General features: G+C 41.8%; 16 protein-coding genes. 12 read left to right on the top strand and 4 right to left on the bottom strand.

From position 1 onward, the window contains the following. Window positions 1-28 precede the first annotated feature (28 nt). The 3 genes from BST86_RS10015 to BST86_RS10005 are packed head-to-tail and all read right to left on the bottom strand — an operon-like array spanning window position 29 to window position 5,715. Entirely contained in the window at window positions 29-1,195 is a 1,167-nt protein-coding gene (locus BST86_RS10015; protein WP_105983132.1) for a SusE domain-containing protein, read from the bottom strand. Between the two features lie 17 nt (window positions 1,196-1,212). Then, window positions 1,213-2,802, bottom strand: a complete 1,590-nt coding sequence (locus BST86_RS10010) for a RagB/SusD family nutrient uptake outer membrane protein (protein WP_105983131.1) — start codon at window positions 2,800-2,802, stop codon at window positions 1,213-1,215. Between the two features lie 12 nt (window positions 2,803-2,814). Next, window positions 2,815-5,715, bottom strand: a complete 2,901-nt coding sequence (locus BST86_RS10005) for a SusC/RagA family TonB-linked outer membrane protein (protein ID WP_105983130.1) — start codon at window positions 5,713-5,715, stop codon at window positions 2,815-2,817. Window positions 5,716-5,906: 191 nt separating this feature from the next. On the opposite strand from BST86_RS10005, the gene BST86_RS10000 reads away from it, so the two are divergent. The 7 genes from BST86_RS10000 (at window position 5,907) to BST86_RS09970 (ending at window position 17,253) form a co-directional block, all read left to right on the top strand. Next, window positions 5,907-6,926, top strand: coding sequence for a LacI family DNA-binding transcriptional regulator (locus BST86_RS10000; RefSeq protein ID WP_105983129.1), 1,020 nt, complete (start codon window positions 5,907-5,909; stop codon window positions 6,924-6,926). 117 nt (window positions 6,927-7,043) lie between these two features. Next, window positions 7,044-8,576: an MFS transporter gene (locus tag BST86_RS09995; RefSeq protein ID WP_105983128.1), complete on the top strand. Its 1,533-nt coding sequence runs from the start codon at window positions 7,044-7,046 to the stop codon at window positions 8,574-8,576. Further along, window positions 8,576-9,238 carry a beta-phosphoglucomutase gene (gene pgmB / locus BST86_RS09990; RefSeq protein WP_105983127.1) on the top strand — a complete coding sequence of 221 codons (663 nt, stop codon included), beginning with the start codon at window positions 8,576-8,578 and terminating at the stop codon, window positions 9,236-9,238. Before BST86_RS09995 ends, pgmB begins: the two co-directional genes overlap by 1 nt. After that, window positions 9,238-11,547, top strand: a complete 2,310-nt coding sequence (locus BST86_RS09985; protein WP_105983126.1) for a glycoside hydrolase family 65 protein — start codon at window positions 9,238-9,240, stop codon at window positions 11,545-11,547. Before pgmB ends, BST86_RS09985 begins: the two co-directional genes overlap by 1 nt. A 9-nt stretch (window positions 11,548-11,556) precedes the next feature. After that, complete coding sequence (locus BST86_RS09980) at window positions 11,557-13,668, top strand: glycoside hydrolase family 97 protein (RefSeq protein WP_105983125.1); 2,112 nt, start codon at window positions 11,557-11,559, stop codon at window positions 13,666-13,668. A 9-nt stretch (window positions 13,669-13,677) separates the two neighbouring features. Next, window positions 13,678-15,555 carry an alpha-amylase family glycosyl hydrolase gene (locus tag BST86_RS09975; RefSeq protein ID WP_105984000.1) on the top strand — a complete coding sequence of 626 codons (1,878 nt, stop codon included), beginning with the start codon at window positions 13,678-13,680 and terminating at the stop codon, window positions 15,553-15,555. Between the two features lie 273 nt (window positions 15,556-15,828). Further along, complete coding sequence (locus tag BST86_RS09970) at window positions 15,829-17,253, top strand: alpha-amylase family glycosyl hydrolase (RefSeq protein WP_105983124.1); 1,425 nt, start codon at window positions 15,829-15,831, stop codon at window positions 17,251-17,253. 66 nt (window positions 17,254-17,319) lie between these two features. On the opposite strand, the gene BST86_RS09965 is transcribed toward BST86_RS09970, so the two are convergent. After that, entirely contained in the window at window positions 17,320-17,481 is a 162-nt protein-coding gene (locus tag BST86_RS09965; protein WP_242446509.1) for a hypothetical protein, read from the bottom strand. A 210-nt stretch (window positions 17,482-17,691) separates the two neighbouring features. On the opposite strand from BST86_RS09965, the gene BST86_RS09960 reads away from it, so the two are divergent. The 5 genes from BST86_RS09960 (at window position 17,692) to BST86_RS09940 (ending at window position 24,480) form a co-directional block, all read left to right on the top strand. Further along, window positions 17,692-18,027 (top strand): arsenosugar biosynthesis-associated peroxidase-like protein, encoded by a 336-nt coding sequence (locus tag BST86_RS09960; RefSeq protein ID WP_105983123.1) that lies wholly within the window; start codon window positions 17,692-17,694, stop codon window positions 18,025-18,027. A 359-nt stretch (window positions 18,028-18,386) separates the two neighbouring features. Continuing rightward, window positions 18,387-19,460 (top strand): arsenosugar biosynthesis radical SAM (seleno)protein ArsS, encoded by a 1,074-nt coding sequence (gene arsS / locus BST86_RS09955; RefSeq protein ID WP_105983999.1) that lies wholly within the window; start codon window positions 18,387-18,389, stop codon window positions 19,458-19,460. Between the two features lie 58 nt (window positions 19,461-19,518). Further along, window positions 19,519-20,487, top strand: a complete 969-nt coding sequence (gene arsM / locus BST86_RS09950; RefSeq protein ID WP_055411074.1) for an arsenosugar biosynthesis arsenite methyltransferase ArsM — start codon at window positions 19,519-19,521, stop codon at window positions 20,485-20,487. Window positions 20,488-20,627: 140 nt separating this feature from the next. Further along, complete coding sequence (locus BST86_RS09945) at window positions 20,628-21,221, top strand: TIGR04282 family arsenosugar biosynthesis glycosyltransferase (RefSeq protein ID WP_105983122.1); 594 nt, start codon at window positions 20,628-20,630, stop codon at window positions 21,219-21,221. A gap of 49 nt (window positions 21,222-21,270) precedes the next feature. Further along, entirely contained in the window at window positions 21,271-24,480 is a 3,210-nt protein-coding gene (locus BST86_RS09940) for a SusC/RagA family TonB-linked outer membrane protein (RefSeq protein ID WP_105983121.1), read from the top strand. The last annotated feature ends 47 nt before the right edge of the window (window positions 24,481-24,527 follow it).

Genomic DNA, 24,527 nt, shown 5'->3' with positions numbered 1-24,527 from the left:
CAGCCCTAATTTGTTGACTAATTTCAATCTATTCTTCTACAGGAATGAATAGGTAGCTACCATCCAAATCACTGAAGAAAATATCATAAGTACCAGCACTCGTGGGAACGTTAGGACCGCCCATAGAACCCTTTCCTGTATAAATGGTGTCTGATCCCCAATTGTTATCCCATGAATCATTAGCTCTAAATTTCATTTCTCCAGAACCTACTACAACACTTCTTGCAACCCAAAGGTGTGGATCAAAGTTTGACTGACCTTGTGGTACAAACAATTCCATGTTTATGTCTTCACTCGTATCAAAAGGGGCATTTGAAAACGAACTTCCCAACATACCAATTGATGTATAAGTTGGAGCACTAGCAGCATTGCTGGCAGGCTCCAAGCTGTAGCTTCCATCTCCAGTAGATGTACCTGTAACACCTGAGATATCGATAGTCAAAGTATAATAACCATCAGAAGGTACGGTAAATGGTTGGGGCTCGTCACCTCCTTCATTTAGCGTGATTGGGTTTGCGGCACCTCTTGAACCATATTGTGGTTGCCATGCTCCTACTTGAGGTAAGATTTTAAAACCGCTACCAGCAGCAAATCTACCAGTAAAGCTGTATACGTTGGCATCATCAGGATTTATGAACAATGGAGGGTTGATACCACTGTTGCTATCACCATTATTCCACTCTCTTAATGGTGAAGATTCACCTACAAAATAAAGTGGGTCAAATGGATAACCTACAAATGGAGTTATAGTTATTGAAACATCCTCTGAGACGATAGGTTCCATGGTCACGTCTGCTGTTGTACCAATTACTCTTGCTTTGTATGATGCAGCAGTCCCATTCTCACCGCCTAAGGATAATGCAGCATCATTTAATTTACCGTAGGTAATTGGAGCGTCAACTCCAGGTGATTGTGCTAGAACAAATGGTGCGGAGTAATCCCCATCAATTACATCCATTTGGACGGTGTAGTTGATGGCTACGGGAACATTTCCTTCAACATCATCCCAATTAAAACGCTCTGCAAGTTGATCTTGATTAGTTTCAGTCACTACAAAAGTTCCTGAGGATGGTGAAAGCTTTAATTGAGCGTCTGAATTTGTGTTTAAAAACAGTTCTTCATCGTTATCAGAACATCCTGCGATGACGCCAGCAATAACTGTAAGCCCCATCAATAAGCTATAGATTTTTTTCATGATTTTAATTTATGATATTAGTATCCAGGGTTCTGGATTAGATTTGAGTTTAAGTTTAGTTCTGTTGTAGGTACTGGAAATAAATTCCTAAATGCAGGAGTGGTTACACCTGATTGAACGTTACCTTTCCATTCCCATATACCGTTGGTAGAAAATTGGTTGAACCTGATCAGGTCCTGACGTCTGTGTGCCTCCCAATATAATTCTCTTGCTCTTTCTTCCAGTACAAAGTCAAGCGTTAGATCAGCTGTGCTTATGTTATTGCTGGAATTTCCATAAGCTCGCTCTTGAAGAGTATTGATATAATCAACCGCTTGAGTCATGCTACCGCCGCCACCTCTCAATACAGCTTCGGCATACATAAGATAAGCATCTGCTAAACGAAACATAGGAAAATCAGTATCAACAAATAGTTCATTAGCACCAGGACTACCGTCGCTTTTGATGTTTTGGAATTTCACGATAGCAAACCCTTCGGTAAAATCTCCCACGTCACTAATGCTTTTGCTTTGACCGTCGGTAAAGAAATTTTCCCTTTGGTCCGCTGAGTTTTCCTCACCTTCAAAAAGTTCCACAAATTCAGGTGTAGTTCTTAAACCGGCCCATCCAAAGTCCAAACCATAATTTGCAGGAACCATCTTGCCACCGACTGGAGCATGATTTAAGAATGTGGCAACCCCTACGGTTTGAGTACTGTTTCCATCAAAGTTTAAGGTCCAGATGAATTCAGATTGTGCTCCATTAGAATTATTGTCAGCTAAAAACCCGTAGGAATATGGGATTGAGGTATCGATAGTATAACCATTACCAATCACCTGCTGTACATAAGTTAGCGCATCTGTATAGCGTGGCGTACCTGTGTAGACTTCAGCATTTAGGTAAAGTTTTGCCAGTAACATTTGTGCCGTAGCTTCATTAACTCTTCCATACTCTGTGCCTTGACCTGACTGTAAATCGTCTATTACATCGAGGAGTTCAGATTCAATGAAAGTAAAAAGATCTTCTCGTGTGATCAATGGTAAAAGTGCAGAGCCGTCCGCAGCAGTTTCTTCTGTAGCAAAAGGCATGGAACCAAAAAGATCGATCCCGTGATAATAGGATAGGGCTCTCAAAAAGCGAGCATCTGCCGCGTAGCTGCGTACCATATCTGCTTCAGAACTACTTAGACCTGCACCTGCTATTCCTGACTCTGAAGCATTGCGTAAAAAATCATTACATAGAGCGATCTGATAGCTCAAACGAGCGTACATGGCACCAATAAACTCGCTATCAGCTGTCCAGTTTTGCCAGTGTAAATCTTTGATGGTTCCATCATTCCAAGCTATGATCGCCTCGTCTGTGGTTAATTCCTGCAGTTTCCAATACAAACGCATGTACGTAGAAAAACCACCGTTGATACCTTGAATATCAGCATTGTTATCTTCACGCTCTTGTCCACCCACAATTAAACCTGCATAGAGTTTTGCCCATCTTCCTTCAAAATCTTCAAAGGACTGGATCTCACCGCTTGTCGTGTTACCTCTAGGTTCTAGATCAAGTGCATCATCACATGCCACAAAGACAGTAGCTGCAATGAATAAGACTAAAATAAATTTATATGTTTTCATAATTACTTTTTTTTAAAAATCAAAATTGAGTCCAAAGATTAACCCGCGACTTCTTGGATATATCGCTAAATCTACACCGTTACCTATCTCGGGATCTAAACCACTATAATCTGTGATAGTGAAGAGGTTGGTGCCTGTAACGGAAGCTCTTATGTCAATGCTTTTGGTATTAAAAGTGTAACCCAACGATAAATTGTCTAAGCGTAAAAAGTCTGATTTTTCGATATATATACTTGAGAAAAGCAAAGGTTGCGCAGCGCTCTGAAACCTATCCTCTAGAATTCCAGAAGTGGCATTGTTAAGATATGGAGACGGATTTTCAGTAATCCTATCTGCATTTTCTCTAGCCGCTCTTACACCATTGTAATTGTAGCCACCTACAGATCCTCTAAACGTAAAGTTCATATCAAAACTCTTGTAGCTCATGTTTGAAGTAAATCCAAAAAATGCATCTGGATTCCCTTTTTTATAACGCACCCTATCTTGACTATTGATCACGTTATCACCATTTCTATCTACAAAAACTCCATCAAGCGGGTCTCCATTAGGACCATAAACCTGGCGATACACATTGAAAGCCGTTGGGTCGCTTCCTACAGCCCATTCTTGTATAAAGTTGTTAAATCCAGAGCCTATGTCTGTTTGAGGTACAGGTGCATCATTGTCTCCTAGAGCCAAATCAGTAATCTCAATTTCATTAAAAGTAAGGTTCCCGCCTACATCCCAATTAAAATCTTCTGATCTTACAAGCTCAAGATTTGCGGCTAATTCAATACCTCTACTTCTTGTAGAACCAACATTTTGCAAGGAAAAGTTGCCTAGGAATCCGGCTGGAAGAGGACCGAATTGTAATAAATCTTTGGTGTCTCTTGTATACAAGTCGACAGATCCTGTTAAACGATCGTCAAAGAATCCATAGTCTAGTCCAACGTTCCATTGGCTGGTTTCTTCCCACTTAAGATTCGTGACTAGTTCTGGTCGTATGGTAGTAACAAAACGGTTGCCTATCTGCACACGAACTTGATCGGTACCAGGTGTGGCACGTTGCAGGAACAAAAAGTCCTGTCCTATGTCTTGCTGTCCAGTTACACCATACCCACCACGTAGCTTAAGCTGTGATACGATAGCGCTGTTCTGAATAAAATCCAGATTTGTAAGTTTTAGACCAGCACTGGCGCCACCAAAGGTTCCCCATCTGTTCTCACTAGAAAACCTAGAAGTCCCGTCACGTGAAATGCTTCCAGAAAGGACTAGTAGATCATTTAAATCAAAGGTTGCTCTACCAAATACAGAAATCAATCGATTTTGATTGAAGCCAGCGATGATTACATCTTCGCCTTGATTGTTTCTACTAAAATTGTCACTTTCTCTTCTAAAGTTTTGGTAGCTGCTACCAACCGTAAGCTCTAAGGTTGAGTTGATATTTTCTAGATCTGTCTTGTAATCCAGTCTACCATTTAATAATTGATTTACTCTAAACCCATTAGCGCTAGTTCCTAGGAATGGATTGCTGCTGGCTAAAAAAACTGCAGAACCTGTTGTTCTTCTCGAGAATTCATCAAATTCATTGTAATCTATACCAGCGGTTCCAGAAAATTTCAATCCATCTAGACCTGGAATGTTATAATCCACCTGTAATGTTGTTCTAATTTGATTGTTATCATTTTCAGCGTCTAGGCTTTCCAGTAGACCTACTGGGTTTCTAGGTGCAAGACCATCAATTTGACCATTTTGGAAGTACTCAAATAATCCATTGGGCCCATTCGGGTCAAAAACTGGTTGTGTTGGATCAAATCCTATCGCAGATCCAATAGCACCTTGATCTGCAAAACGACGTTCCTCTATAGCCCCTTGAACTGTCAAAGTAAGTTTAAGGTCTCTATCTAAAAGATTCTGAATAACACTAGCGTTGATACTAGCTCGTTCATATCCCGAGCTTTTCAAGGTTCCATTCTGATTGGTGTATCCTAGATTAGCTCTTAACGCCGTTGTCTCAAAGCCTTTTTGAAAGGTGAAGTTATGAATCACTTGTGTCCCGTTTTGATAGATAAGGTTTTGCCAGTCTGTGTTCGCATCTCCTAAAAGTGCGATATCAGCTGGTGAACCAAATTCATTGACTATGCTTCTGAACTCATCAGCTTTCAAAACATCAACTTGGTCTGTATTTTTATTAATGGCAAACTGTACATTGTAACCCACTTTAAGATCACTGTTCAATTTTCCTTTTTTGGTAGTGATTAAAATCACACCATTAGAGGCACGATTACCATAAATCGCTGTAGCACTTGCATCTTTTAAGATTGTGAAAGACTCTATTTCTGCAGGGTTAATAGAATTTAAATTTGCATTTCTCGCGTCAAGTGGTATTCCATCTACTACATATAAGGGATCTGCATTTGCGCTTAGCGTAGATCCTGCGCGAACTCTAATTCTTGGACCTCCGCCGGGCTCTCCAGTAGCTGCGGTCACTTGAACACCAGCTGCCTTACCTGCAAGAAGTTGACCTGGAGATACTATGGCACCTTTATTAAATTCTTCATCGCTAATTGTAGTTTGTGCCGCAGTAACATTTTCTTTCGTGGTTGAACCATATCCAACAAGAACGATAGCATCAAGTTGGGAAGTATCTTCAGCAAGGGCAACATTTAGTGTTTCCTGGCCCGTGTAAGGAATTTCTTGAGTGGCATACCCTAGATAACTTATGACAATGGTCGCGTTTTCTGGGACGTTGTTGAGGGTATAATTCCCGTCAAAATCTGTTGAGGTACCGTTACTGGTTCCTTTGACAACTACTGATGCTCCCAGAACCGGTAGGTTGGTAGAGCCATCCGTTACAGTTCCTTTTACCGTTTGCGCAAGGGCAAATAGCGGTAATAAGAGTAGTAAGGTTGCAATTTTTAATTTTTGATTCATTTCTGAAGTTTGAGTTAATGATTATAAAACGGTCTTCTTCTCACACGGGATAAAACTATGTAAACAAAACGTTAAGGGAAGGTTTTGAATACCTGTTTCTACGAAAACGTTTTCGGCTTTTTGTAGTTATTATAGTTGAAGTATATTTAGCTTTCGCGAAAGCGAACTCCTTAAAATCCCAATAACTAATAATGGCTCAAAAACTTACCCTAAAGAAAATTGCACAGGACTTGAATGTGTCTATTTCTACCGTTTCCAAAGCATTGAGGGATTCTCACGAAATAAGTGTAGAGACTCGAGATAAAATCAAGGACTATGCTAAAAAATATAATTATAAACCCAACAACATCGCCTTAAGTCTTAAGAATCAGAAGACTAAAAAAATAGGAATCATTATTCCAGAGATTGTTCACCACTTTTTTGCCACCGTGATTTCTGGCATAGAAAAGGTGGCTAATGAAAAGGGCTATCAAGTGATAATTTGTCTATCTGGAGAAAGTTTTGATAAGGAAGTTGTCAATATGGACATGCTGGCTAACGGTAGTATCGACGGTTTTATCATGAGTCTATCAAAGGAAACGCTTGAAAGACAAGACTTTCACCATCTTAGGGAAGTGCTCAATCAAGGTATGCCTATCGTGATGTTTGATAGGGTTGTGGATTCCATTGCTTGCGATAAGATTATTATCGATGACGTTGCGGCCGCTCAAAGCGCCACCGATTTTCTCCTGCGCAAGGGCAAGAAAAACCTAGGAATCATATCTACCGTTGATTATGTAAACGTAGGTAAATTAAGGACTCAAGGGTTTAAGGATGCGCTGCTCAAAAGAGGTATCAAGTTCAAAGAGTCCAGCGTTTTAAGGATCGAGGATGCTGAAAACTGTACGAAAAGTATTGAAAAATTCCTGAAGCAAGGTAACTATGATGGCGTTGTTGCGGTCAATGAACTTTTTGCCGTCACGGCTAGCAAGGCACTCAAAAAAATGGGTAAATCCATTCCTGACGACGTTGCCATCATCGCATTTACAGATGGAATGTTAAGTAAGTATGCCAGTCCAACATTAACTACCATAGGTCAAAAAGGTGAAGATATGGGCGGCCTTGCCGCTGCAAAATTGATCGAAAGACTGGAAAGTAAGCACGATATGGAGGAGAGTTACGAAACCGTTATCGTAAAAACTTCGCTGGTAGAACGTGAATCTACGCCCTGATCATCTTATATTTGAATCGTGATTTTTAGAATCACAACACTTATCCAAAACTTGTTTTCTTCTCACACACCAAGTTTTGATAAGTCATAAGGCTTATCGTAATTAACAATTATCGATATGCAAAAGCCTAAGTTAGGTTTCTGGGATATCTGGAACATGAGTTTCGGGTTTCTCGGTATTCAGTTTGGTTTTGCCTTGCAAAATGCCAACGTTTCTAGAATCTTTTCCACGCTCAATGCTCCTGTGGAGGATTTAGCCGTTTTCTGGTTAGCAGCGCCATTGACAGGCTTGATTGTGCAGCCTATAATCGGTTATTTTAGTGATCGTACCTGGACAAGATTGGGGCGTAGACGACCCTACTTTCTGGTAGGAGCCATTTTATCTTCACTGGCCTTGGTTGCCATGCCTAATTCCAGTTCCTTATGGATGGCCATAGGTGTGTTGTGGATTATGGATTCCAGTATCAATATTAGTATGGAGCCTTTTCGTGCTTTTGTAGGTGACAATTTACCGCAACGTCAACGAGCCCTAGGTTTTTCCATGCAATCCTTCTTTATAGGTATAGGCGCCGTAGTGGGCTCGCTATTGCCATATATGTTTACCAACTGGATGGGAATAAGCAACACTGCGCCAGAAGGTGTCATTCCAGATTCAGTTACCTATTCCTTTTATGCAGGCGCAGCAGTTTTTTTGATCGCCGTACTATGGACCGTATTTAATTCCAAAGAGTATTCTCCAGAAGAAATGGCACAGTTTGAGCAATCTGATATTGCCAAAAAAGTTTCTAGAGACACGCCAGAAGATCTAAGAGCCAATATCAATTGGCAATTTATCAACGGTGTGATTATGTTATTAATAGGTATTGCTGGTGCCTCATGGGTATACTTTAATGAACTTAAAAACGACCTATACATTCTTACGGTAGGTCTAGTAGTTGCTGGACTTCTATTTATAGTCGTTGGACTGCTTAGAAAGCAAAATATCAAAAACGGCTTCACCACCATCATCACAGATATGCAAAACATGCCCATCACTATGAAGCAGTTGTCCATTGTCCAATTCTTCTCTTGGTTTGCACTGTTCTCCATGTGGATCTATATGAATGATACGGTCACGGGTCACGTGTTCAACTTTTTTGACAAGACCTCTCAAGGCTACAATGATGCGGCAGATTGGGTACCCGTAATGTTTGGTGTTTATAATGGCGTTGCGGCGGCCGTAGCCTTTTTATTGCCGGTCGTGGCAAAGAGAACTTCTAATAAAGTCACGCATATGCTGGCTCTTATCTTAGGTGGATTAGGCTTGATATCCGTTTATTTTGTGAGCGATCGCATAGGATTGGTCATGAGCATGGTAGGTGTAGGCGTGGCCTGGGCAAGTATTCTTTCCATTCCATACGCTATGTTGTCGGGTTCATTGCCGTCAAATAAGATGGGTTATTACATGGGAGTTTTCAACTTTTTCATTGTGATACCACAATTGGTTGCCGCCAGTATATTGGGATATTTAGTAGGAACTGTCTTTAATGAGCAACCTGTTTATGCCATTTTAATTGGCGGTTGCTCCATGATTCTCGCAGGTTTGCTTACCTTAAATGTCACTACCGCCAGAACCGTAAATATTCCTGAAACCCCATTAAGACCACAGTAATGAGTAAAAAAGCATTCATATTTGATTTGGATGGAGTCGTAGTCGATACCGCGAAATTCCATTTTGTTGCCTGGCAAAAACTGGCGGCAGAATTAGGTATCGCTTTCGCGGAAGCGGAAAACGAACAGCTCAAAGGAGTATCCAGAGTTCGTTCCCTTGAAAAGATCCTCGAATGGGGAAACAAGTCCATCGATCAAGAGACCTTTGATCGAAAACTCATTCAGAAAAATGAGGAATATCTCGAGATGGTAGAAACGCTTACCCAGGATGATATCCTACCTGGCGTGCATGAATTTTTATTACGCTTACGCGAAAGCGAACAACCCATCGCCCTAGGTAGTGCCAGTAAAAATGCCAGACCTATACTCAAAAAACTCGGGATCCATGATTTGTTTGACGCCATCGTAGATGGTACTGATGTAAGCAAGGCAAAGCCAGATCCAGAAGTGTTTCTTAACGCCTGTGAACTGCTCAACATGCCAGCAGCAAACGCCATCGTTTTTGAGGACAGTATCGCAGGAATCCAGGCCGCCAATAATGCTGGAATGATTAGTATAGGTTTAGGCGAAGCACAAAATTTAAGTGAGGCAGATGAAGTTTTTGAGAGCTTCCTAGATATGCCTCAAGATTATCAACAACAGTTATTGAATAAAACGAAGTAATGAGTCGAGAGTATATCAAACCAAACGCGTGGTCCATCATTGAAGAAGGCTGGAATCCAGATTTAGTAAAATCTAGTGAAAGCCTATTTTCCATAGGTAATGGAGCGATGGGACAACGAGCAAATTTTGAAGAATCCTATTCTGGAGAAACCTTCCAGGGAAGTTACCTCGCAGGTGTCTACTATCCAGACAAGACCAGAGTTGGATGGTGGAAAAACGGCTATCCAGAATATTTTGCCAAAGTCCTTAACGCACCTAATTATATAGGTATTGATATTTTCATCGACGGTGAAACGCTCGATCTTGCCGCATTTGACAGGAAAGACATTCGCAACTACCGTCGCGAGCTCAACATGAAAGAAGGTTGGTATGAGAGAACCTTCGAAATTGATCTGTCTGAAGAAAAAACGATCAAGGTGATTGCGCGCAGATTCTTATGCATGAATCTTGATGAGCTTGCCACTATAAATTACAGCGTTAAGGCCATTAAAGGTCAAATGCGCATTTCTTTCCAACCTTACATTGATGCTGGCATCACCAATGAAGATTCCAACTGGGACGACAAGTTCTGGGATATAGAAGAGTTACAATCTACAGATCATCAAGGATTTATACGCAGCCGTACGAATAAAACCAACTTCTACGTCTGTACCTTTATGCAATCAGAATTGTATAAAAATGGAGAGCATGTCCAGTATGCAGATCATTTTGATAAAAATGACACCGTTGTTAGACATAAAGTCGCTACGCAGATTTCTGAAGGAGAAACAGCAACATTGATCAAATATGCGGGTTATACATCAAGTCTTAACTATGAGCATTTTGAGATTTTGGACGCCGCAAAACGTGTTCTTCACACTGCGGTAGAAAAAGGATATCCTCAATTATTGCAGGATCAAAAAGAGGCTTGGGCTCAAATCTGGTCCATGGCAGATATTGCGATAAAAGGAGATTTGAAGGCCCAGCAAGGTATAAGATTCAATATTTTCCAGCTCAACCAGACGTATTCTGGAAAGGATGCACGCTTAAATATTGGCCCTAAAGGTTTTACAGGTGAAAAATATGGTGGCTCTACCTATTGGGATACTGAGGCATATTGCATACCTTTCTACATGGCTACCAAAGATCAAAAGGTCGCCAGAAATTTACTGAAATATAGGTATGAGCAGCTAGACAAGGCCATTGAGAATGCCGAGAAATTGGGATTCTCCAATGGAGCTGCTCTGTATCCTATGGTAACCATGAATGGCGAGGAATGCCATAATGAATGGGAAATTACCTTTGAAGAAATCCACCGCAACGGTGCGATGATTTTTGCAATCCACAATTACCTTAAATATACCGGCGACTATTCCTATGTTCCAGAAATGGGTCTGGAAGTCATGATAGGCGTTGCCAGATTCTGGCACCAGCGTGCAACGTTTTCCCAGCGTGCTAAGAAATACATGATTCTGGGCGTTACAGGTCCCAATGAATATGAGAACAACGTCAACAACAATTGGTACACGAACTATCTAGCAAAATGGTGTATTGAGCAGGCAGTTAATCATTTGGACAAAGTAAAGAGCGGTCATAAAAAGGACTATGAGCGCATCGTTGGCTTGACTAAAATTTCTAATGGCGAGGTCGCATCATGGCTGGAAGTAGCACAAAATATGTACGAACCCTATGATGAAGAGTTGGGCGTTTACTTACAGCAAGACGGCTTTTTGGATAAGGAAATCATTCCAGTTTCTGACCTCAAACCTTCACAACGACCTATCAATCAAAAATGGTCTTGGGACCGAATCCTGCGCAGCTGTTATATCAAGCAAGCAGATGTACTTCAAGGATTTTACTTTTTTGAAGATCATTTTAGCAGGGAACAACTAGAAAAGCATTTTGACTTCTACGAGCCATTGACGGTGCATGAGAGCTCGCTATCGCCATGTGTTCACAGCATACAGGCAGCCCATTTGGGTCGCATGGATCAAGCCTATCAGTTCTATTTAAGAACCTCTAGATTAGACCTGGATGACTATAACCATGAAGTAGAAGAAGGCTGTCATATCACCAGTATGGCGGGAACATGGATGAGTATTGTAGAAGGTTTCGGTGGCTTAAAGATCATCAACGATATTCCTAGTTTCACTACAAGATTGCCAGAGCAATGGGATTCTTTTAGCTTCAAAATCAACTTTAGGGATCAAATCTTAAAAGTGCACGTGACAGCAGATAAAACTACCGTAACTCTAGAGGGCGAAAGCACTCAAGACGTCATTATCAATGGTAAGCAAATACATCTAGAACCAGAGACGGTCAAAATATAACATATGAAAATGTCAAAATTTGTAGTGGTGTTGTTAGTGGGTTTCGCTTTCGCGAAAGCGATACAAGCACAAACCCTCAAATCACCCAATGGAGCTTTTGAAATGCAGTTTACCTTGGACAGCAACGGTACACCGCAATATCAATTGCAGCTTAATGGTGAACCTGTCATCAAGAAAAGCAGCTTGGGATTTGAGCTTAAGAACGATGAAAAGTCACTGAAAAATGATTTTTCAGTGGTGGCGACAGACCGTAGTAGCTTTGATGAAACCTGGCAGCCGGTTTGGGGTGAAGAATCACAAATACGCAACCATTATAATGAGATGGCCGTTACCCTGAAACAGGCTGGTACAGATCGCATTATGGTAATCAGGTTTAGATTGTTTGATGATGGTCTAGGATTTAGATATGAGTTTCCACAACAAGAGTTTACCTATTTTGTTATCAAGGAAGAGTTGACGCAGTTTGCCATGACCGGCGACCACACGGCTTACTGGATTGCTGGTGATTATGATACACAAGAGTATGATTATACCACTTCTAGATTATCCCAAATAGGAGCTTTGCATAATTCGGCTATTTCAGATAATGCTTCACAAACTCCGTTTTCACCTACAGGCGTTCAAACCGCTCTCATGATGAAAACAGATGATGGGTTGTACATCAATATTCACGAGGCTGCCCTTGTGGATTATAGCGCCATGCACCTTAACCTTGATGAGGAGACCATGGTTTTCACATCTAAGTTGACACCAGATGTCAATGGTGATATGGCTTACATGCAAGCGCCCACTACAACGCCATGGCGCACGATTATCGCCAGTAAAAATGCTACTGATATCCTGGCGTCTCGCATGACTTATAACCTAAACGAGCCACTCGCGCTTGAAGATACATCGTGGATCAAACCCACAAAATATATTGGTGTCTGGTGGGAAATGATTACTGGTAAAAGTTCCTGGTCGTACACTAACGATTTACCAGCCATCCAATTGGGTAAAACCGACTACTCAACGCTCGAGCCCAATGATACACATGGAGCCACAACGGCCCACGTAAAGGATTACATTGACTTTGCAGCACAACATGGTTTTGATGCTGTCCTAGTAGAAGGCTGGAATCAAGGCTGGGAAGACTGGTTTGGGCACTCAAAGGATTACGTATTTGATTTTGTAACTCCTTATCCAGATTTTGATGTAAAAGGAATTTACGAATATGCCAAATCCAAAGATGTCAAAATGATCATGCATCATGAAACCTCAGGATCGACCCGTAATTATGAGCGTCATCTGGATACGGCTTTTCAGTTTATGAAAAAGTATGGTTATGATGCCGTCAAGACGGGTTATGTAGGCAACATTTTGCCTAGAGGTGAGCATCACTATGGCCAGTGGACGGTCAATCACTACCAGCACGTTTTGGAAAAGGCGGCAGAGTATGAGATCATGATCAACGCGCATGAGGCCGTGCGTCCCACGGGAATCGCACGCACTTACCCTAATTTGATAGGAAATGAATCTGCTCGCGGTACAGAATTTCAAGCTTTTGGCGGGTCAAAACCCAATCACACGACCATCCTTCCATTTACAAGATTGATAGGTGGACCTATGGATTACACACCTGGAATTTTTGAAATGGATATTTCTAAAGTCAATCCAGACAATGATTCTCATGGGAATTTCACGCTGGCAAATCAGCTGGGACTTTATGTGGTGATGTACAGTCCACTACAGATGGCAGCAGACCTTCCTGAAAACTATAATCGCTTTCTGGATGCTTTTCAATTTATAAAGGAGGTTCCCGTAGATTGGGAAGTTTCAAAATACCTGGAAGCAGAACCTGGCGGGTACATCACCATTGCAAGAAAGGATAAGAATTCCAGCAGCTGGTTTGTGGGAAACTCTAACGGCACAACCGCACGAACGGCTACAGTTGATTTTAAATTTCTGGAAAAGGGAAAAAAATACAAGGCCACGATTTACGCAGATGCAAAGGATGCTCACTACAAGAACAATCCGCAGGCGTATAAAATCACCACTAAAAATGTGACCCATAAAACGAAGCTGGATGTGTTTACAGCACCTGGTGGCGGTTTTGGTATTAGTGTCGTAGAGGTTGAATAGAAAAACATGATGATGAGATATTGGTTATTGGGATTGATTTTTTTCGCTTTCGCGAAAGCGAGTACCGCACAAATCCAACGTATGGAACCACCCAATTGGTGGACCGGCATGGAGCACTCGCAAGTAGAGGTCATGCTCTACGGAAATGATATTGCCAATCAAGGCGAAGTCGCCTCTGATTTGCCTATCGTTAATATCACCAAACCCGAAAATCACAATTACCTTTTTATCACCGTGGAAACCGCAGGTAAATCTGCTGGGAATTATAAAATATCAGTCGGGAAAAAGAAGGCCAATTCCAAGACCTTTAGGTTGGAAAATCGAGAGTCTGGATCCAAAGAACGTGAAGGATTTGATTCCAGCGATGTGATTTACCTAGTCATGCCAGATCGATTTGCTAACGGTGATCCCAGCAATGATTCAGTAGATTCAATGGCAGATAAGTTGAATCGATCTGATAGAAACGGCCGTCATGGTGGCGATATTCAAGGGATTATAGATCATCTGGATTATATTGATGACTTGGGTGCTACCGCTATCTGGAGCACGCCATTGCTGGAAGATAATGACGCTAGAACTTCTTATCATACCTATGCGCAAAGTGATTTGTATAACATCGATCCACGTTATGGAACGAACGAATTGTATCGCAAACTTGCCGATGAATTGCATGCGCGTGAGATGAAATTGATCATGGATGTGGTTCCCAATCATTGGGGCGCCACACACTGGATGATGCAGGATCTACCCATGAAATCATGGATCCATCAATTTGATGACCATCAAGACAGCGACCGTGATTTCCCAGTGGACGGTTATGCAAACTCTTCTTATCGACAGTCGGTTCAAATGGATCCCAATGCTAGTGAATATGATATGCGGTATGCAGAAAAGGGTTGGTTTGTAAGTACGATGCCAGACCTTAATCAGGAAGAGCCATTGGTATTGAACTACTTGATCCAAAACACCATCTGGTGGATAGAGTATGCCGGTTTGGATGGGTTGCGTGTAGATACATATGCCTACAATGAGAAGCAAGGTATTGCGGACTGGACCAGAGCCATCATGAAGGAATATCCGAATATTAATATTGTGGGAGAAACATGGTTGCATGATCAGGCGCAAATTTCCTATTGGCAAAAAGACTCGCCAGTGGCGGCCATCCAAGACTACAATACAGAGCTGCCCAGTGTGATGGACTTTACATTACATGATGCAATCATGGAAGCCTTTAAAGAAGAAGAACAAGGTTGGGACAAAGGAATGGTACGCATGTATGAGAATTTTGTCAATGATTTCTTGTACGCAGACACAGATAACTTGCTGGTGTTTATGGCAAACCACGATACCAACAGGTTTAGTGGCTCTGGTGTTTACAACAATAATGAGGCAAACTATAAGCTTGCATTAACCTTAATATTGACTACACGCGGTACTCCACAAATCTATTATGGAGATGAGATAGGAATGATGGGCGATAAGTCTAAGTTGGGCGATGGTGATATACGCCGTGATTTTCCTGGTGGCTGGAAAGGTGATGCACAAAATGCCTTTATAAATCCAACAGCCGAGCAAAATGAATATCAAGTTTTTACCAAAAAGCTATTAAACTACCGCAAGAATAAATCAGTCCTGCACACAGGAAAGCTCCTACAATACGTTCCCGAGCAAAATTGCTACGTGTATTTTAGACATAATGACAATAGCCGTGTGATGGTGATCATCAACAATAATCTCGAAGCGGTTTCTTTAGATATGAGCCGTTTTGCTGAAGGTCTAGGTAAAGCAAAAAACGGTTTGGATATTTTGTCAGATTCTGAAATTGACCTGTCGGGAACATTGCAAGTAGCTGGAAAAACGAGTCATGTTATCGATTTGGACAATTAGTATTTACCGATGCAGCTTTATGGGGTGCTATTCAAATTATCATTTGTCATAATAGTAAACTGATTTTTCATTCGGACCTAATTTGATAAATATTTTGAAGCCTATTCCATCGAGAATCGGGCAATGTCAAAAATGGTAGATGAAAAATGCACGCTTTCGCGAAAGCGAAATAATCCAATCACTTCCAAACACGACAATCAACAGGTAAGTGCAGGCAAGAAAATTTAAAATTATCTATATCAGAAATCGAAGTATCAATAAATAAATTTAATCATGAAAAAATACATCTGGTCACTTTTTATAGTGAGCTTTTTAGTCGCTTGTAAAGAGGCGCCTAAAACAGAAGAAACCGTCCAGGAAGAAACCATCGTGACCAATGAGGCCATCACCGATGAAGATCTGGAGAATGCGATTATTTATGAAGCCAACATCAGACAATATTCTGATGCTGGTACCTTTAATGAGTTTACAAAAGACATCCCGCAGCTTAAAGAGTTGGGTGTAAAAATCATCTGGTTGATGCCTATTTTTCCTATTTCTGAGAAAAACAGAAAGGCCAAAGGTGATCTTATGGTAGAAGATATTGAAGATGAAAATGAGCGCAAAAAATACTTGGGCAGCTATTACGCCGTGGCAGATTATACGGCCATCAATCCAGACCTGGGCAATGAAGAAGATCTGGATAATCTTATTGAAACGGCTCATGAGAACGGCATGTTTGTCATTCTGGATTGGGTTGCCAACCACACGGGCTGGGACAACAAATGGATTACAGAACATCCAGAATACTACACAAAAAATGAAGCTGGAGAGATCATCCATCCAGCAGGAACAGACTGGACAGACACGGCAGATTTAAATTATGACAATCCAGAGTTGCGTGAGGCGATGACAGCTTCCATGAAATACTGGGTAGAAAAGCATGATGTGGACGGTTTTAGATGTGATGTCGCTCATGAAGTTCCAACCGACTTCTGGAATGCTAACAACGCAGAACTCGAGACCATCAAACCACTATTCATGCTTGCCGAAAGTGAGAAAAAAGACCTTTTTGAATCGGCATTTGATATGGGATACAATTGGGAAGGTCATCATATCATGAATGAACTTGCCCAAGGGAAAATGGATGTGGCAGATTGGGATGCTTACATGAAAAAGATTGATACGATCTATCAAAAGGACGATATCCTTATGAATTTCATCACCAACCACGACGAGAACTCTTGGAATGGAACGGTGACCGAGCGCATGGGCGATGCTCAAGACGCCATGTTGACCTTTCAGTATGTAATTCCGGGAATGCCTTTGATCTATTCAGGTCAGGAATATGGCATGGATAAGCGCTTAAAGTTTTTTGAAAAGGATTCCATCCCAAAAACTAAAGGTCGTGTATGGGAACAAATGGAAAAATTAGGTGAGATCAAGGTGAACAACCCAGCACTTCATGGTGGTAAAAATGCAGCTGACTATAAACGCTTAGAAACACAAAATGAAAATGTTTATGCCATCCAGCGTTCTAAAGATGGTAAGAAAGTAATTTATATCGCTAACCTATCTGGAAATCCTACTAAAATGTCAGTAACTGGAATGAATGGCTCCTTTAGGGATTTAATGTCTGGCGCCACCGTAAATCTTAATGAAGGCGAGGCGACGGCCATGAGCCCGTATGCTTACATGTTACTGGAACCGACAGAATAATTTAGGACATATCACAAAATAAGAAGCTGCATCCATGGATGCGGCTTTTTTTATGGTAAAAATGGACTAGACCTGATCCGTATCCTTGCGGTACTTGATTAGGGAAATCCCTGCAAAAAAGAAGATAACTCCTAAAATAATGGATGGCCACTGGCCAGCTCCCAACGCAAGACTACCAAAGGCAGATAAGGTTCCTAAAATTAGGGCGATCGCACCGCCTACAGTCATAATTAATCAAAATATCTTGATCATAATATGGTTGATTTTTGGGTAAATGTATAAGAATCAATTCTAGTCGTTCACGCGTTTAACTGATTTTTAATGAAAGCACATGGAAGCTTTTAACACCGACATGATGAATAGAATTATTAGATTTTAAGAAGAGTTCGCTTTCGCGAAAGCGGCATTATCGTAAATTGTCCAACAAAATACAAAGACATGGATAAGACCTATTACGACCCAAAAGACTTAAGAAAATTTGGTAAGATCACTGAGTGGAGCGAGGAATTGGGAACCAAATTTTTTGACTATTACGGGAGCGTTTTTGAAGAAGGAGAACTCACCGCAAGGGAAAAATCGCTTATAGCACTAGCTGTATCGCACGCCGTTCAATGTCCTTATTGTATCGATGCTTATACCAGCGACTCATTAAAAAGAGGTGTGACTAAGGAACAAATGATGGAGGCCATTCACGTTGCTGGCGCTATAAAAGGCGGCGCTACCTTAGTTCACGGTGTCCAGATGATGAATAAGGTCAACAAGCTGGAAATGTAAGATCGTTGAGATTCTTGCAAAGCAAACCCAGTGATTTTTCAACACAGCATTTCATAAGCTTTACAGCAAACCTGAAGACACGCTTATACTAATGGATCTTCTTGTTATGTAAGTGTGGTTTCATTGAGCCAGTCTATCAAAGAATTCCTTGGAATGTAAAGATCATCCATCATTAATGACTAACATTTCATTGTAAGATCCGTTTTTGTTTGGATCTTAAGCGCTAGAGAATTGGTTTACAGTCCAGAATAGGATTTTAAACTATAATGGCAGGGTCATTGCAAAACTTCAGTGACATTTTTATCGTAATTATGTAATGTCCTTTGGACAACATCAAAATTAAAACTAGAAACACACGCATGAGTGTAGCAGTTAATACAAAGAAATCCCTTCACAAACGAGATTCAGACCTCGCAAATATCAATAAGCAACTTGAAATCCTGAACGGCGAACCGTTTTCAGATGGTGAGTTGCCATCCTTTGCAAAAAAGATCAAGGAAACAAATCAGTTTCCCTTGCGCCCTAAAAAGCTGGAAATCCTTCAGGTCAATGTAGGTTATATGTGCAACCAGGTTTGCGCGCACTGTCACGTGGACGCTGGACCAGATCGCAAGGAGATCATGACCCGCGATACCATGAGGCAAATCTTGGACGTAATCAAAACTACTGAAGCGCACACGCTAGACCTTACCGGTGGCGCGCCAGAGATGAATCCAGATTTCCGCTGGTTTGTGGAAGAAGCTGCTAAAGCTGGAATCCAGGACTTTATCGTTAGATCGAACTTGACTATTATAAGAGCAAATCCCAAGTATCACGATTTGCCAGACTTTTTCAAAAAACACAACATTCACGTTGTTTCTTCCATGCCGCACTGGACTAAGGGAAAAACAGACAAGCAGCGTGGTGACGGAGTTTTTGATAAATCCATTAAAGCCCTACAAGAACTCAATGAGCGTGGCTATGGCATGCCAGACAGTAACTTGAGACTTGATTTAGTTTACAATCCTAGCGGTGCTTATTTGCCCGGTGATCAGGCCAGTATGGAAAAGGAAATGAAAGCTGCCTTGATGGAAGATTTCGGGATTCACTTTCACAACCTTTTTGCGATTACCAATCTACCTATCGCAAGATTCCTGGATTATCTGGTAGCCAGTGAAAATTACGAGGACTATATGTACGCTCTCGTAGAGGCCTACAACCCGGCAGCGGTTCAAAATGTCATGTGTACCAATACCATTTCCATTTCTTGGGATGGTTGGTTGTACGATTGCGATTTTAACCAGATGCTTGATTTGAAAGTGGACAACAAGATCCAGCACATCAAAGATTACAATGAGGACCTTCTCAACGACCGTAAGATTCAGATTTCCCAACACTGTTATGGCTGTACGGCTGGTGCGGGAAGCAGTTGTCAAGGTGTTGTGACTAATTAACTAATTTATTTTTATTTCGCTTTCGCGAAAGCGAACAAACCAACAAATTTCCTAAACCATGAGCTACCTAAACGCTACTGAAGAACTTTATAGAGATGCCGCATTGGTGCCAGATGTTGGGCTGTGTTGTACGACCAATCCTGTTTGGGAATTGCCTGGTCTCAAGATTCCTAAGATCATGCAGGAAATGAATTACGGTTGTGGTTCTACTGTGCATGCGCGCGACTTAGGGAACAGTCCTAGAATACTATACGTGGGCGTTGGTGGTGGTATGGAACTATTGCAGTTTGCCTATTTCTCTAGACAAAAAGGTGGTGTTGTAGGTGTTGATGTGGTTCCAGAAATGCTAGAGGCATCCCGCAAAAATTTCAAAATCGCCGAAGAGGAAAACCCGTGGTTTAAAAGTGAGTTTGTTGAACTTCACAAAGGCGATGCTTTAAACCTACCAGTAGCCGATAATTCCATCGATGTCGCTGCGCAAAACTGCCTGTTCAATATCTTTAAGGAAGAAGATTTGAAAAAGGCAATTGAAGAGATGTACCGTGTCTTAAAACCTCATGGTAGATTGGTCATGAGCGACCCAACATGCGAGCAGGAAATGAACGATGCTTTAAGAAATGACGATCGTCTAAGAGCTTTATGCTTAAGCGGTTCATTGCCTATCGATCAATATGTAAAAGCCTTGACAGATGTAGGCTTTGGAACGATTGAAATAAGAGCGCGCAAACCGTATCGTATTCTCGATCCTAAAAATTACCCTACAGACGAATTGATCTACATTGAATCCATTGAGGTGGCAGCGATAAAGGATCCCATGCCAGAAGATGGACCATGTATCTTCACCGGTAAAGCCGCTATTTACTATGGTGACGATCGCCAGTTTGACGACGGTAAGGGACATGTGTTGTTAAAGAATCAACCACTGGCTATTTGCGATAAAACAGCACAAGCACTAAAGGATTTAGGCCGTGACGATATCTATTTTAGCGAGTCCACGTACCATTATGATGGTGGCGGTTGCTGTTAGAACTTGAATAAAAGTATATTTCACCTCTAATCCTGGTATCTAAGATCATTACAAGTCATTCAAATACTGCTATTCTCATCTTTGCACAAAATGCAGAGGCAGATGCTCAATACAAATCACTTGCTGCTAACCAGCAATTGATGGATGTCTTGAACAGTAGAGTCATTCAGCAGGTGGAAAAGAGTGGTCTTGATTACTTCCATTTTACAGAGAAGGAACAAGAAGGTATTGGGTTTGGTAAGCGATTTTCAAATGCCATTCAAAGGGTAATCAAAAAGGGATACGATCAAGTTATTTGTGTAGGTAACGACACACCACAGCTTTCCTGCGACCATCTTTTAAGAGCTGCAGATTCATTGAATCAAGGTAAAGCGGTCAACGGTCCATCGCTGGATGGTGGTTTTTATTTGATGGGTATTCACGCTTCATCTTTTGATGCTATTAGTTTTGAAAACCTGCCATGGCAAACCGGTCATCTGGCAACAAGTTATATGGAGCTGCTGGAACGGCAGTCTAAATCAGTCGATGTACTGGAACACCTTCATGACCTAGATGATGAGGACGATATCCATCAGCTTTTTAAGGGAAAGGATCTAAGATGGCACCTGGCACAACTCATTCTTGAAACACTTTATTTCAAGCCTGTCACATTTTCTTTAGAATTCTCAAATACCGAATCAGTTTCTCTGGAATCACCATTGAACAAAGGCTCGCCTATCTCTATCGCAGCTTAAGATTCGTTACCCTAATCAGGGTTTTTATTTCACTTTTTTTATTGATTACATGAAGAGAATTACTCTTGTCATGCTCCTGCTGTGTTGTATCACGAGTTGGGCGCAAATTACAATTACGGGAACCGTCAACGATGTGACAGGAACTCCCATAGCCTTTGCAAACGTTGCAGAGCGCGGTACTGAAAATGGTACGACAACTAATGTAGATGGAAGGTATTCCATTACCGTAGCTAATGATGCTGTTCTGGTATTTTCATACATAGGCTATCGAAGTCAGACGATTCCAATTAACAGTTCTACTGTTTTGAACATCACTCTACAAGAAGGCGATGCGCTTGATGAGGTTGTGATTACAGCTTTAGGAATCAAACGTGAAGAACGAGAGTTGGGATATGCCGTACAAACCTTGGATACAGAAGATATCCAAGAAGTAAAGTCGGTCAATCTGGTCGATAACCTTCAAGGTAAGGTGGCTGGTATTACCGTCACACCTGGCGCGACTGGCGTTGGTTCTTCGTCTAAAATAACCATACGTGGCGAGGCGAGTTTCTCTAACAACAATCCGTTATTTATCGTGGATGGAACGCCAGTCAATAACAACTCGGTTTTTAATTTTACGAATGAAGCCGCTGCTGGTTTTCAAGAAGTAGATTTTGGGAACGGAGCAGGTGAGATCAACCAAGATGACATCGCCAGTGTATCTGTACTCAAAGGACCTGCAGCCGCAGCACTTTACGGCACAAGAGCTGCCAATGGAGCCATTATCATAGAAACTAAAAGCGGCGGCAAAAAAAGAGGATTGGGTGTTTCATACAATACCAGCTTCTTTGTGGATAGTGCCTTCAAACTCCCAGAATTTCAGAATGAATTCGGTCAGGGAAACAGCGGTCAGTTTGAATACGTCGATGGTTTAGGTGGTGGTATCAATGATAACATATCCTATTCTTGGGGACCACGATTGGATCAAGGCACGTTGATCCCACAATTTGATAGTCCAGTGACTCTGCCAGATGGAACGGTAGTTCGCGGTGGTGATACCGCTTTATACAGCGGTCTGGACATCACGCCTACTCCTTTTGTGAGCCATCCAGATAATTTGAAGGATTTCTATGAAACTGGTTATACTGCGATCAACAATATATCGGTAAGCAATGGTTTTGAAAAAGGAGACTATCGATTGAGCTTTACAGATCTGCGCAGTGAGAGCATTATTCCTGGTGTGAATCTGGACCGTCAGACCGTTGCTGCAAAACTTAATTTTAGACCTGACGACCGTACAAGAATCAACGCCAGCATCAACTATGTGAATAGTGCATCAGACAATAGGCCGTCCAACGGTTATGGTAGTGAGAACGTCAACTACTCATTGGTCGCATGGGGACCACGTTCTTTAAACATTGACAGTTTGCGCGACTACTGGCAGCCTGGATTGGAAGGCGTGCAGCAGTACTCGTTCAACTATACGTTTTTTGATAATCCCTATTTCATACTCAAAGAAAACCGCAACAGCTTTGGTCGGGACAGGCTTTTTGGAAACATATCGCTTTCGCGAAAGCTAACTCCAGAGCTAACCGCAACCATACGATCTGGAATGGATTACAGCAACGAGAAGCGACGTTTCCTGCGCAACTATTCTTCCAATAGGTTTAGAAATGGAGCCTATGCAGAACATGACGTTTTCTACCGTGAGATCAACACAGACTTCCTGCTCAATTACAAAAAGCAATTTGGTGACATTAGTTTTGATGCCAGTGTTGGTGGTAATCGTTTGAACCAGACGGCGCAAACCACTCAAGTACAAACCACTAGCCTCGCACAACCAGGAATTTTCTCCTTGAACAATGCAGCGAGCCCTATTGAAACCTTTGGGTTTACTTCAGAGAAAAGGATTAATAGTTTGTACGCTTTCGCGAAAGCAGGCTACAAAAATTTCCTCTATCTGGACATCACAGCCCGTAACGACTGGTCCAGCGCGCTGGCAACACCATTCACGGCAGATAATACTTCATTCTTTTATCCATCCATATCGACCAGTTTTATCTTGAGCAATGTGGTTGAACTACCTAGAGTGATTGATTTTGCCAAAATACGCGCCAGTTATGCAGAGGTTGGTAACGATACCAATCCGTACCAGACTCAAGGAACTTTCCTGTCGCAAACGCCTGTAAATTCACAGCCTACGTTTACCAACCAGGATTTTATCCCAAATGCCAATTTGAAGCCAGAGACGACCTCAAGCATCGAGTTAGGTTTTGATGTGCGTTTGCTTAAACAGCGATTGAACCTTGATTTCACCTATTACAATGCCGTGACAGATGACCAGATACTTTCCTTGCCTATTGCCATCTCATCTGGATTTAGCCAGCAGGTTGTCAATGGAGGCTCGGTTAGAAATCAAGGCGTCGAAATTATTTTGAACGCCATTCCTGTTCAAAATGACAATTTCCAGTGGAGTTCCACCGTGAATTTTGCCAGCAGTAGAGCCATTGTTGAGAGCCTGCCGCAGGAAGATGGTCGTTTGACCTTGGGCTTTTCCAGAGTCTATGACAATGCCGACCAGACCGTTTTTCATCAAGTGGAAGAAGGTGGTCGCGTGGGCGATTTATATGGAACCGGTTACACACGCAATGAAGACGGCGAGTTTATTTTGACTCCAGCAGGTCGTTTTATCGCAGATCCAGAACTTAAAAAATTAGGTAACTACAATGCAGATTTCACTGTAGGGTTGACCAATTCATTCCAATACAAAAACTTTGATGCATCGTTCTTGTTGGACTGGAGACAAGGTGGGATTTTAGTTTCACGAACGCTGGCACTAGGTGCTGTTGGTGGCCAGTTGAACGACACCTCGTTTAGGCCAGAAGCTGGAATTGTTGCCGATGGAGTAGTCAATACAGGAACAGCGCAGAATCCAGTGTATGTTCAAAATACCACAGCGGTCACTGCAGAGAGTTATTACCGTCAGTTTTATGACCGTAACCATGAAGAGAACAATGTGTACGATGCGAGTTATTTGAAACTGCGTCAGTTCTCTATAGGTTACAATTTTGAATTGAAGGAAGGTGCTTTTGGCATCTTCGGCGATGGTGCAGATTTGCGCATTTCTTTGATAGGTAGAAACTTATTTGCCTTTAGTGAGATTCCACATTTTGATCCAGAGCAGCTGGCCGTGCAAGGCCAAGGCTTCGTCAATGGTGTCGAGGACATGTCCTATGCATCGACAAGAAGCATCGGTTTGAAAGCTGGTATCAATTTTTAAATTTTTTTCGCTTTCCTGCCTGCCGTCAGGCATGGCGCGAAAGCGAA

This window comes from Nonlabens agnitus, from assembly GCF_002994045.1.
In the GTDB taxonomy this organism is placed as follows: domain Bacteria; phylum Bacteroidota; class Bacteroidia; order Flavobacteriales; family Flavobacteriaceae; genus Nonlabens; species Nonlabens agnitus.
This window is presented reverse-complemented; position numbering and strand designations above follow the sequence as displayed.

Coding starts and splice junctions, on each gene's coding strand:
- BST86_RS10015 (WP_105983132.1), bottom strand. CDS start 1,195: ATGAAAAAAATCTATAGCTTATTGATGGGGCTTACAGTTATTGCTGGC.
- BST86_RS10010 (WP_105983131.1), bottom strand. CDS start 2,802: ATGAAAACATATAAATTTATTTTAGTCTTATTCATTGCAGCTACTGTC.
- BST86_RS10005 (WP_105983130.1), bottom strand. CDS start 5,715: ATGAATCAAAAATTAAAAATTGCAACCTTACTACTCTTATTACCGCTA.
- BST86_RS10000 (WP_105983129.1), top strand. CDS start 5,907: ATGGCTCAAAAACTTACCCTAAAGAAAATTGCACAGGACTTGAATGTG.
- BST86_RS09995 (WP_105983128.1), top strand. CDS start 7,044: ATGCAAAAGCCTAAGTTAGGTTTCTGGGATATCTGGAACATGAGTTTC.
- pgmB (WP_105983127.1), top strand. CDS start 8,576: ATGAGTAAAAAAGCATTCATATTTGATTTGGATGGAGTCGTAGTCGAT.
- BST86_RS09985 (WP_105983126.1), top strand. CDS start 9,238: ATGAGTCGAGAGTATATCAAACCAAACGCGTGGTCCATCATTGAAGAA.
- BST86_RS09980 (WP_105983125.1), top strand. CDS start 11,557: ATGTCAAAATTTGTAGTGGTGTTGTTAGTGGGTTTCGCTTTCGCGAAA.
- BST86_RS09975 (WP_105984000.1), top strand. CDS start 13,678: ATGATGAGATATTGGTTATTGGGATTGATTTTTTTCGCTTTCGCGAAA.
- BST86_RS09970 (WP_105983124.1), top strand. CDS start 15,829: ATGAAAAAATACATCTGGTCACTTTTTATAGTGAGCTTTTTAGTCGCT.
- BST86_RS09965 (WP_242446509.1), bottom strand. CDS start 17,481: ATGACTGTAGGCGGTGCGATCGCCCTAATTTTAGGAACCTTATCTGCC.
- BST86_RS09960 (WP_105983123.1), top strand. CDS start 17,692: ATGGATAAGACCTATTACGACCCAAAAGACTTAAGAAAATTTGGTAAG.
- arsS (WP_105983999.1), top strand. CDS start 18,387: ATGAGTGTAGCAGTTAATACAAAGAAATCCCTTCACAAACGAGATTCA.
- arsM (WP_055411074.1), top strand. CDS start 19,519: ATGAGCTACCTAAACGCTACTGAAGAACTTTATAGAGATGCCGCATTG.
- BST86_RS09945 (WP_105983122.1), top strand. CDS start 20,628: ATGGATGTCTTGAACAGTAGAGTCATTCAGCAGGTGGAAAAGAGTGGT.
- BST86_RS09940 (WP_105983121.1), top strand. CDS start 21,271: ATGAAGAGAATTACTCTTGTCATGCTCCTGCTGTGTTGTATCACGAGT.